Source organism: Acidicapsa ligni (assembly GCF_025685655.1).
GTDB classification, from domain to species: Bacteria; Acidobacteriota; Terriglobia; order Terriglobales; family Acidobacteriaceae; genus Acidicapsa; species Acidicapsa ligni.
Map to the genome: position 1 here is coordinate 279463 of NZ_JAGSYG010000006.1, position 10781 is coordinate 290243.

Sequence of the window (10781 nt, forward strand, 5' to 3'; positions counted from 1 at the left end):
GATTCTAGGCAAGTAAATGTAACGCGCCTCTCGAGGACGCGTCTGGGCGAGTGCCAGATCGCCGATGCGCTTATCGAGCAAATCTTAGCTTCGAAACGCACATTGGCCTGATATCACCATTCCAGGACCAACCGCGACGTGATTCCTCAACACAAGCTTGTTGCGACTATCTATCGCGATGAGGACCGCTTTGGAGCACCTAAAATGAGGACAGCCCGGCGCTGACTAGGTCAGCTTGCTTTTTCGAAGGTTTCTGACACTTCCTTTAGGAGCTGTCCAATTCTGCGGTTCCATGGCGATTTTCGCTTTTCCTCTACTAGCCATTTCTGGGACGTGCTCAGGTAGCCCTTAGCAGTTGCATCTCCGTAGGCCTGCCAATACTCCAACGCCTGTTCGCCGAAGCGAATCGCATGATAGTTCTTTCTCTTGTCGTATCGATAGCAATCGGCAAGTATGTCCATGCTTCGTTTGAGCGTGTCCGAGACGATCTCTGATCCTGTGTCAACCGCGCCAATGTTGGCATGAAAGAGAATCACAGCATGCGAATTCCGAATTGACGGAATCTTGGAACCGCTCATTTCTATCGCTTGGTCTATCCATCTGAAGGCTTCCCTATATTGGTGTTTTCTCGCTAAATACAAGGCAGCCTGTTGATACAAGAAAGGAGACGGATCTTTGGACACAAGCATCTCGTAATAGTGCAATCCATCTTCCCATTTCGGGAAGGCCTTGGTGGCGAAGGACTCATCGAAGCCGCGACGTCGAAAAATGTCGAATCGCACGATTCGAAGTCGCGAGACCCGATCCTGGAACTTCTCTAAAACCCTGCGAAACGAGGCCGCGCTAATGTTGTGAAGCACTGCATTTGAGATGATGGAAGATCGGGGGATGAAGTAGTCTTCTTCGGTATCCACCGTAAGATCAAAGCTGGATATGACGAGCGAGTTGAGTTTCTCAACCAAGTCATAGACTTCTTTATAACTTCCGATCTCTTCTTTGAGGAAGGCCAGTGCCATGTCGAACGAGACGGGTGTACGGCATTCATGCACATAACAGCAAAAAGCTAAGAAGTCGTGTTCCAACTCCGACTTCTTCTCCAACTCACGGAGTACTCCGCCAAACCTCTGCATTATCTTCGGCGCTATCATGTTCGTCTCTACCACCTCAAAAAGCGAAGGTGGAGTTCCGTAAGCTGTCTGCGGCACAACTAATCGGTGCTTGCGTAGTTCCTTCGGTATGGCGTTGTAGAGCCCCTGCAAGTCCTCGCCTGTGAGTTCCGTGCAATCATGGATTGTCAAGTCGGTGTCTGAAACCAAATGGGAGACTATGTCGAAGCTGTATGTGCGTTCGAATCCAACCACTTGAACATTTGATTGGGATCCCAAAAAATTGAAAACCTCAACGCTTTCTGCGAAGTCATCGAGGAAGATCAGTGCCCGATTCCCTGCTAGTGCATGAACCATCAGTTCGGCATTTTCGATGGTAATAGATGAACAGACAAGCTTAATCCCATCGAAGGGAATAGCTACAGCGACCTGCATCATCAGGGTGGTCTTGCCGGAGGCGAACATTCCCAACACGATGACGTCGCTCTTGCCAAGGATTGCTTCGACTACGCCGCGGAAATGAGTCGTCTTGAATATGCGTCTGGAGAAAATATCATCCCATGTTGGCGGCGCCCCAGAGTAAAAGTCTCGGATAGGCCTAACCGGCACAGAATTTGGATCCGGGATCAAGTGATCTTTTAGTGCAGAATGTCTTGTTATTGGCGCGGTGGTAGCTTCCTTCTTTTGCTCTGGGGCGTTGTCGCCCAACCAGTTCAGTAGGCTAAGGGTGTCTCCAATAATGAGGTTGAAGCCAAGGGCCGAAAAGTAAGCTTCAGTCGCGTCATCATGCTCCCTAACCAGTAGCCACTTGTCCTGGTGTTCGCGACCCGCGATCGTAACGGGGTTGAGCGCTTCAAGTACTCCGGCGTCCTCAAGCCCATAACCGCAAAAGATCGTTGGCGATTTTTGAAGTCGCTGCGTAAGGAAGTGCCATCGATCCCGGTCACTGGAAAATGCCGATGCGATCTTAACTGGATTAAATGTGAAGCCTTCTGGATGTATGACGCTTCCGTGCAACGGGATATAGTCGACTGCAGTCTTATTAGCAAATGCCGGGCCAGTCTTCACAACGTCGTTCAAATAACATTCATCGCTGTCTTTGAATACGAGTGGTATCAAATTATCTATATTTGTTGTGAATATCGCCGCGAGCTTCAGGTCGGTAATAATGCTATAGGCGGGGTCGAAACTCACAACGCTGAATACCTCGCGAAGATACCGCTCCAGTAAATCCGTTCGCGTCGCCTCTATTATCGTGCAGACCTTGGCAAGCGGAAGGGCCTTCAAGTCGGAACGATGAAATGCCTCAACGAGATCGTCTCGCAAGGCGTTGCCAGTTGGCAGAAATTTGTCCGACGCGTTCTTTGCGAGAACGGAGAAGCCTGCACCCAAAAAGAGATTTATCGGGCTTCGGAGCGATTCTTTCAATGTGTTGGCATTCTGGATAACCAATTCTGACAAGAAAATCCCTCCGCTGTTGGCTATTGAATCGCGTTTATATCTTAGCAGCGCATAGACATAATTGGGCAAACCAGTGAAGTCATGAGCCGATCACACGCGGATAGGCATTGATAGAGGGGCTTAATGTCAGTGAAACCAGGGTCGAGGCATGTGGTTTTCAGCGAGCGCATCATCGCCGAGTCACTCAGCGAGCCTCATCCCGCTTTCGTCAACGCGGAAATACCGTAGCTCGCATCGCAAGGTCACGCTTTATTTCCAGCAAAGATATGCCTTAAACCACAAATAAAAACAACAATGAGGTGAACCGATGCGCAATATCGCGCGCCTGAAAATGGGGTACTACCCATTGCCTGAGAGCGAAGGGACCAAGCTCCGCGCTCTTCTGTCATTTTCCGAACGGGCTTCGGTCATCGATCCTTGCGTTGGTCAAGGGACTGCTCTGCACCTTGTCACCGGCAATGCAGACGTCCGGTGTTATGGTGTGGAGCTCGATGCCGAGCGTGCGCGGCTTGCGACTTCAAGGGGGATCGAGACGACCCAGGGCAACGTCTTTGATGCGGTTGCGAAATCCGAATCCTTCTCGTTGCTTTACCTGAACCCGCCATACGACTCGGAGATTGGTTCGGTCGCAAACAACCGCATGGAACGCTTATTCCTCGATCACACCTATCGATGGCTTGTGCCGGAGGGAATCCTCGTCCTGATCATCCCATTCGAACGCCTGCATGAGTGCGTAGGTCTCCTCAGCTCGCACTTTGGAAGATTGGCCGTTCTGCGCATGACCGACGAAGAATCGGTCCGGTTCCGGCAGATCGCGGTCCTTGGCGTGCGCCGAAACGTTCGCGGCACGGTGCTCGAAGACAATAAGCGGATATTGCAAAGCATCAGCCCCTATGGCAGCTTCCATGCGCTACCGGAACTGACTCCAAACTCTTGTGCCCCATATGCCGTTCCTCCCTCCGGTGAGACGTCGTTGAGTTATCGCGGGCTTCCATACGATGTGCTTGAGGATCTCTTGCCCCAATCCGGCGCCTGGAGGCAGACGATTCCTTTCCTCATGCCGCGCGAGGATGTGGCGACGGGGCGGCCAATCACTCCGCTGCATGGAGGCCATGTCGGTTTGTTATGCACTGCGGGCCTCCTAAATGGGGTTTTCGGCAATGGCGACGAACGGCACATCGCACGCTGGCGATCGGTCAAGCATGTAACAACCTTCGTTGAGGAGGATGGCGAGACGCAGATCGTTCACCACCGGGAGCGGTGGACCAACGAACTAAGGCTGGTCTATGCGGATGGCAGAACTCTGAAGCTGACAGAGACGCCGGCGAAACCGGAAGGAGAGGCCGATGCAGAACGCACATCTGAGGCTCGGGCTGCTTGAATATCAGCGGGCCACGGAGAAGATCTCGACGCGCATTCGGGTTCGAGTGGATCGCTATGTTGGAGAAGACCGCAAAGCGCATTTGCTGAGCGTCTTCGGCAACGATTCGGACATTGGAGCGATCACTGCGGCCGTACACGAGAAGGCTACATTCACGTTGACCCTTCCTGACGGCCGCAGCAAAGAGGTTTCTCTCGGAGAAAACCTCTCGTGCTACAAGGGGTCGATCAATCTCGCGGATCGGAAACATCCTGTTCGCCACTTGGTGGCAGCCTCGCAAGAGCTTCACGCCAATGGAGGCGTTGGCCGGACAATCCTGCTGCGCTATCAGAGGGAGGAAGCCTGGGCAACCCTTGTGAGCTTTCTCGGCTTGCCCGGAGAACCGACCTGGGCGGATCACGTTCTCGGAGTCATTGAAGACGAAGACCGCGTCAAGGAACTCGACGGTATCGGCTGCAGTCCCGTTCTCATCTCGGCGACGACTGAGGAGATTCTTGAGTGGATTGGCGATGGGTTGCGTTCCCAAACGCTGACCTTCCGGGAGAAGAACGGGCCGATTGCTTGGCCACGATACTCGTTGGGACAGCTATTGCGGTCAATTCCGACAAACAACATACCAGAATCGACCGAGCATTCGGCTGATTAGATTGCCAGCACTTCGGGCGCTCTTATGAGAGCCCCCATTTCGCCTTCGTAGTCCATACCAACCTACCAAATCCAGATTCCACGAGGTATCTCTATGGAGACCACCTTCGACTACCTGCGCGCTCATGCCGCAGAGTTAGGCGCGCACATCCTTGAAACCTATCCACCTCTTCAGAGCACCAAAGACCCCGTCGAACCGGCGGTTGCTACATTACTGCGCAAGGCATTACCAGCACAAGGCCTGGCGATTACGGGCACTGCGAAGTACCTACGTCAGGCAAAGGCGGCTCGCATCGTTGCCGAATGCGGAGCTGGGAAGACATTCATGGCCTTGGGGACCATCCATGTCCTGGCAGCGGGGAGGCCAAGCACGACGCTCGTCATGTGCCCATCGCACATCACTCACAAATGGGCTCGCGAGGTGTTGCTGACGATCCCACGCGCCCGTGCCTTCTTGATCGAGGACATGCGCAACGGTGGAGATCCCAAGAAGCAGCATGGAATCTGCGAAGTGAAGCTCAGTAAGGGCAAGACCGTGTATGAGGGCAAGCACCTGACACTCGCAGAGATGCGGCACATGGGCCGAAGCGAGTGGCGTAAGCGCTTCTCCGGACCGGTCTTCTTTATTACCGGCAAAGACAAAGGCAAGTTGGGCTACTTCTGGGACCACGCTTATCTCAAAGCGAAGTCGGGTCCCAATCTTGGTTCGATCGTCAATCCAGACTCGGGCCTCGCGATTCTCGATTCCGAGCGGCAGAAGCTGACGCACCTCGACTTCGACGACAAGGTCAAAGTATCCGAGACCCTCACGTCGCCCAAGCTGGGTACGACGCGATTCTCCGCGCTGTGGCAGGCCGACCGGAACCGTATCCAGCGTATGGCCCCGATCGAATACATCGGCCGGTACATGCGTGGGTGGTTCGATTTCGCGATTGCGGACGAACTCCATCAACTTGCCGGCGATACCGCGCAGGGGAACGGCCTTGGCGTCCTCGGACGCGCAGCGCAGCGGTTGATTGCTCTCACCGGGACCTTGATGGGCGGCTATGCCGACGACCTCTTCAACATCTTCTTTCGTATGGAACCCCGTACGATGGTCGCGGAAGGCTTCGCTTATGGCGGGCAAGGGCGACGCGACTTCCAGGAGCAGTACGGAGTCCTCGAAACCGTCGAGAAGGTCAAGGAGGCCGATAACGCCTGTTCGCGGGCGACCAAAAAGACGATCCATGTGCTTCGCAAGCCCGGAGCCTCGCCCTTGCTGTTCGGCAAGTTTCTGATGAACACGACGGCGTTCCTATCGCTCGAAGACATCTCGGACAACCTCCCGCGCTACGACGAAAGCGTGATCTCCGTCGACATGGATGCCGGGCTGCAGGCGGCCTACGAACAACTGGAAGAGGACATTCGGAACGCGATGCAGGCCCATCGCGGCAACAAGAGCCTGATGAGCATCCTGCTCAACACTCTTCTCCTGTATCCCGATCACCCCTACGACTTTAAGGAGATCTGGGCGCGGGCCTTCGATCCGACGACGAAGGAGTACGAGAAGTTTCTGGTCACGACCCCTGAAAACTTGGCACAGGATGTTCTCTATGCCAAAGAACGCGAGGTAATCGCCGACGTCAAAGAGGAGTTGCGCCAAGGACGCCGTTGCCAGATCTACGCGACGTTCACAGGAGAGAAGGACGTCACGCTGCGTCTGGAGACGGTTCTGCGGCAGGCAGGCATTCGCGTGGCTGTTTTGCGCTCTTCGGTTCCCACCGACAAGCGCGAGGACTGGTACGACCGGCAGCTGAAAGCCGGTATCGAGGTCGTCATCTGTCACCCCAAACTGGTGGAGACAGGGCTCGATCTATTGGCCTTTCCGACGCTCTATTTCTATGAGACCGGCTACTCGCTGCATACACTGCGACAAGCAAGCCGACGCTCCTGGCGCATCGGGCAGCGGCATCCCGTCAAGGTGAAGTTCGTCACATACGCGGGCACGATGCAGGAGACCTGCCTTCGCCTAATGGGCAAGAAGATGCTGGTCGCGCTGATGATGGAGGGCAAGTTCTCCGGCGAGGGACTGCAATCGCTCGATACCGACGAAGACCTGATGAGCGCGATGGCGCGCGAGCTGGTCGAGAAGGCGGGTGTCGGCGAATCAGCCGATGCCATCTGGCGAGAGTTGGATCACGAGCGCCAAAAGGTGCAACCGCGTCCTACTGTCGTGGAAATCGAGGAAGACCCAACTCCCACATTGGATCTGCCAGCGGTCATGGCTTCTGAGCCAGCGCCCGTCTGGACAGGCATCCATCTCGTCGAACCTCCAGTCGCCGTGAAGAAGCGCAAGAAGGCTTCTCTCTGGCCGACGGCAACCCAGGACGACGCGCAGCTCAAACTCTTTGGCTGATCGTTCTAGCGAACCCAAGTCCGAAGAGCACGAGCGATGTTCATAAAACGACGATCTATGAACATCGATGCTAAAATGGAAATGGAGGGGCAAGTATGGCTACGGCAAAGGGAAATGTCATCCACAAGCACTTCCGTCTCGATTCAAAGAAGCTGAAGCGTGCGCAAAAGGTGCTTCAGGCTTCTACCGAGACGGAGACCGTGGAGCGAGCATTGGATATGGCGATCGATGAATATGAGCGCAACAAGATCGCCGTCGAAGCGAATCAGCGCTTCGTCAAGAGCGGCATCCAAGTCCGCGATGTCTTCGGAGCAACCGGGTCCTAAGCGATGCCTCTCTTATTTGATTCATCCATCTACATCACCGCTTTACGTGAAGGCAGCGCAGCCCTGCTGCTTCAGCGGTGGTCCCGGGAAAGCCCCCTCTGGCTCAGTTCTGTCGTTCTGGAGGAACTCTACGCGGGCGCGAATCCCGGAGACCATCGCATTCTGGAACGGCTGGAACGGGACTTTGAACGAGCCCGCCGCGTCCTTACGCCGAATCTCACCGACTGGACGAGCGCAGGCAAGATTCTTGCCAAGGTGGGGCAGAAGTTCGGCTATGAACAAATCGGCCGAAGCCGCCTTACAAACGATGCGCTGATTGCCGCCAGCGCAAGCCGCGTCGGCATAACCGTTCTTACAACGAATCAGCGGGACTTCGAGCGTCTGGCAGGTTTCTGTCCTCTGCAATGGCAAGTCAGGAGTTTCGAAGCGAGTTAACATCTGTGACGCTCTCCTTGAGCTGTTGGGGTGATAGCGTACCAATCAGGAGAACAGTTCCAATGAGGCCGTTTGTATTCGGCTTCGATCAACAGGCAAAGAAAGGGTCAGCCCACGCGGCTGGCCTTTTTCTTTGCGTGGAGATGTCCATGAGCAAAGGACCATTTCTTCCGTCGGAGTTCGTTCCGACAAAGTTCTCAACGAGTGCCGACAAGGCGATGTTCGGTAACGCACTCCTGCACTTCATCGAGTCGGAGTGGAACGAGACGCTGTTCACCAAGAAGTTCTACAACCAACTCTGCAACACATTTGGGCATATCGCCCATTACAATAGAGCGACCTTCTACTCCACCTGGTTCACCTGCGATGCGGACCGCGTGCGTTTCCTGGAACAGACGCTGGAGTGGCCGTGTTGGGGCGAGGCTGAGTTCACGTTCTGTGACGTGGAGCGTGCTCTTCAGCGCGAAGTCCGCAAGCGAAATTATCTCGGCCGTTACGAACTGAGAGCAGCCGAATCGTTGCGCGCCGCTGAGATGGCGATCTTGAAACGGCTGGAAGCGAAGTACCGTCCAGCGGCAGATCCTCGCGCTGCGGAGTCACCCGGTCCAGAGAATCCGGCACCGAGTCCATCGCCGATCCATCCCGAGCCAACGAGTCTTGTGCAGGGCAGCCTCTTTTAGAGCGGCAGACCCGCGCTGTCCCATTCTTCCAACAAGTCATCCGGAGGTTCTTATGGACGTTTACTACAACGGGGAGATTGCGGTCACCCCAGCTTTGACCGAGAGCGATGCTGCCGTATTGCGCGCTGCGACACATCTTGAGCGGACAGATGCGACCAAGGAATTCTTCGCGGCGGTCGCCGCCAGCCCGGAACCGGACTTGCCGTACCACGCCGGCCTGCTCGAAATCTCGGAAGACCGGGAGTTCATTTATCCCGAGGAGGATGAGAGTCGTCACGGATTTAGGGTTTGGCTCAGACTGGTCATCGAGCACTATCTCGCTCCTCGCGGTTATGTTCTGAATGGCGAAGTCACCTGGGAAGGTGAAGACCGCGACGACAGCGGCACCATCTTCGTAAAGGAAAACGAAGTGGAAGCCGTCGACGACCTGATCTTCAACGCCGGTCCAAGCTGGGCTCCCAACAACTTTGCCGATGATCACCTGAAGCAGGCGGTCCGCGATCTCGTCGACTCCGCGGACAACACCGGATGCTCGCCTGACCTCACCGTAATCTCCTCAGTCTTCCTTGAGAACCTTCGTTCGCGGATGCCGGAGTTCTAGAGGCAGCCCCTTCGTTCCCAACGACACGCCACACGTGATAAACCCGGCACCCTGCCGGGCTTTCGTGCGTGGCGTTTTGGTACCCACAGGTGACCCCATGCGTACAATTCACTTCCGCCACTACAACAACTGTCCACGCTGTCCCGTAATCGGAGCTGAAGACATTCCGGGAGACGAGTTCTACGAGATTCTTTCGCTCCGGTTCAACATTCGCATCGCTCGGGACCTTTGCAGTAGCCACGTTCCTCATCTCGTCAACCGCCCGCCTCTGGAACGGTGGCTCGAGCATGCGGTCATCGATTGGGAGCATGTCGATCATCTTCCCCTTTCTCTCGGCCCCGGCATTATGGCAACCCTACCCGGCGGTTGCGGGATGCCCGTGATCGATGGCAATCATCGTGCCGCACGGGCCATGCGCGACCGGCACGACTTCTTTGCCTTCGTTCTCGACGAGGCAGAGACGCAGCAGTTGTTGCGCCGCAGTATGGATCGCTCCATTGCCGATCAGCACTGGCAGCGGATGCTTCACTCCAAACCTCACCCCAAAGATGTTCAGCCAGCTGTCCAAGAAGGAGAACAGTCATGAGCAGCCTCAAGACCGAAGTGCTTTTGCGAGAGTTCCAGTACAACGGAGTGCGGATTCCTGACCCTGGCCCCGAGTTGACGGTGGACCAGGTCCGCGACCTCCTTACCCCTGCCTACCCCGAGATCGCAACCGCATCGGTGACCGGCCCGGAAGACACCGGCTCGGCGCTGCGTTACACCTTCAGCCGGGCCATCGGTACGAAGGGCTGACCGATGGCCCCGCCCAAGATGACCCCGGAGGATTTGATCGTGCTGTTTGCTGCCAAGGCTGCAGCGCCGCCGCCGGAGACAAGCCAGGCACTTGCGAGGCACCTCCAATGCAAACAATCCGTCGCACTCGCCCGCGCCGTGTCCGAAGCCGTGGACCAGTACAGCATGAGCCGGAGCCAATCCCTTCCGGCACCTTCGGACCTGCTGCTCCCGCTGGCATAGCACTTCTGGCACCATCGTTTGCCCAGGCGCTACCCTCCCTTGCCGGTCTTCCTACCGAGTACAGCCATGAGTTCGGGTAGACCTGATCTAGGACCTGTGCGCGGCCCTAGTGCGCGAAGTTCTCGGGACGTGTGAGAGCTGGAAGGAGTGCGGTGAGAGCGTTCTCGTCTTTGCCAAACACGCCATCATGCGCGTGAGCGGTGAGGACCGCTGGAACCTTCTTAACCGGAATGTCGAGTATCACCTCGAAGTCAGCGATGTTGCCGACCGCGAAGGCTCCGATGAGGTCATGGGCGACGGACAACTTGCCGTCACAGTCGTTTGCGGCGGTTCGGGTTATCTCAAAGTCAGCCGGCCATTGAAGCGCTCGAGATAGAAGCGCCGGGACTCGAGGCCGCATTCTACGGGACGCTCACCTACGCGCTCTATCGCATCATGTGTGTCTACAACCATGACGATGCGTTGCAGTACGAAGAGCGATTGCAGGAATACGCCGAGCAGGACGAAGAGGATAACAAGGGGCAGTACGAGTTTCCCGAAGTCGAGAAGGCGCTGTCCGACTGTATCCGGTTGAGCTTGCAGAAAGAAGATTATGACCGTTGGAATCTCCTCGCCCGTCGTCTCCTGCGCAAGCACGGCAACGGCCGATACGGTTCGTGGATCAAGCGCCTGCGCAGTCTCCAACAACTCTCCAGGACTCACGTTCGGCCAAGATCCAGTTTCATCGAAGAGGG

The 10781-nt window shown here is 55.9% G+C and carries 13 protein-coding genes; 10 read left to right on the top strand and 3 right to left on the bottom strand.

Annotation, left to right across the window (positions count from 1 at the left end; translation table 11 throughout):
* Positions 1-230: 230 nt before the first annotated feature.
* Positions 231-2567, bottom strand: coding sequence for an SIR2 family protein (locus OHL19_RS19575; RefSeq protein WP_263359515.1), 2337 nt, complete (start codon positions 2565-2567; stop codon positions 231-233).
* A 307-nt stretch (positions 2568-2874) separates the two neighbouring features.
* Here OHL19_RS19575 and OHL19_RS19580 point away from each other — a divergent pair, with 307 nt between their 5' ends.
* From OHL19_RS19580 to OHL19_RS19625, 10 genes are all read left to right on the top strand, one after another.
* Positions 2875-3948: a class I SAM-dependent methyltransferase gene (locus tag OHL19_RS19580; protein ID WP_263359516.1), complete on the top strand. Its 1074-nt coding sequence runs from the start codon at positions 2875-2877 to the stop codon at positions 3946-3948.
* A complete protein-coding gene (locus OHL19_RS19585) occupies positions 3914-4594 on the top strand; it encodes a hypothetical protein (protein ID WP_263359517.1) in 681 nt (226 codons plus the stop codon). The genes OHL19_RS19580 and OHL19_RS19585 overlap by 35 nt, the downstream gene beginning before the upstream one ends.
* A gap of 93 nt (positions 4595-4687) precedes the next feature.
* Positions 4688-6988: a helicase-related protein gene (locus OHL19_RS19590; protein WP_263359518.1), complete on the top strand. Its 2301-nt coding sequence runs from the start codon at positions 4688-4690 to the stop codon at positions 6986-6988.
* 95 nt (positions 6989-7083) lie between these two features.
* The gene (locus tag OHL19_RS19595; RefSeq protein ID WP_263359519.1) at positions 7084-7314 is read left to right on the top strand and encodes a hypothetical protein; all 231 of its coding nucleotides are present in this window, start codon (positions 7084-7086) and stop codon (positions 7312-7314) included.
* Between the two features lie 3 nt (positions 7315-7317).
* Positions 7318-7749 carry a type II toxin-antitoxin system VapC family toxin gene (locus OHL19_RS19600; RefSeq protein WP_263359520.1) on the top strand — a complete coding sequence of 144 codons (432 nt, stop codon included), beginning with the start codon at positions 7318-7320 and terminating at the stop codon, positions 7747-7749.
* Positions 7750-7811: 62 nt separating this feature from the next.
* A complete protein-coding gene (locus tag OHL19_RS19605; protein WP_263359521.1) occupies positions 7812-8429 on the top strand; it encodes a hypothetical protein in 618 nt (205 codons plus the stop codon).
* 52 nt (positions 8430-8481) lie between these two features.
* Positions 8482-9030, top strand: coding sequence for a hypothetical protein (locus OHL19_RS19610; RefSeq protein ID WP_263359522.1), 549 nt, complete (start codon positions 8482-8484; stop codon positions 9028-9030).
* 97 nt (positions 9031-9127) lie between these two features.
* Complete coding sequence (locus OHL19_RS19615) at positions 9128-9616, top strand: hypothetical protein (protein WP_263359523.1); 489 nt, start codon at positions 9128-9130, stop codon at positions 9614-9616.
* Positions 9613-9825 (top strand): PRTRC system protein C, encoded by a 213-nt coding sequence (locus OHL19_RS19620; RefSeq protein ID WP_263359524.1) that lies wholly within the window; start codon positions 9613-9615, stop codon positions 9823-9825. Before OHL19_RS19615 ends, OHL19_RS19620 begins: the two co-directional genes overlap by 4 nt.
* Positions 9826-9828: 3 nt before the next feature.
* Positions 9829-10047, top strand: a complete 219-nt coding sequence (locus OHL19_RS19625; protein ID WP_263359525.1) for a hypothetical protein — start codon at positions 9829-9831, stop codon at positions 10045-10047.
* 106 nt (positions 10048-10153) lie between these two features.
* On the opposite strand, the gene OHL19_RS19630 is transcribed toward OHL19_RS19625, so the two are convergent.
* Both OHL19_RS19630 and OHL19_RS19635 read right to left on the bottom strand, forming a co-directional pair.
* Positions 10154-10351 (bottom strand): hypothetical protein, encoded by a 198-nt coding sequence (locus OHL19_RS19630; protein WP_263359526.1) that lies wholly within the window; start codon positions 10349-10351, stop codon positions 10154-10156.
* Positions 10352-10383: 32 nt separating this feature from the next.
* The coding region (locus OHL19_RS19635) for a hypothetical protein (RefSeq protein WP_263359527.1) at positions 10384-10781 on the bottom strand (398 nt) is incomplete at its 5' end.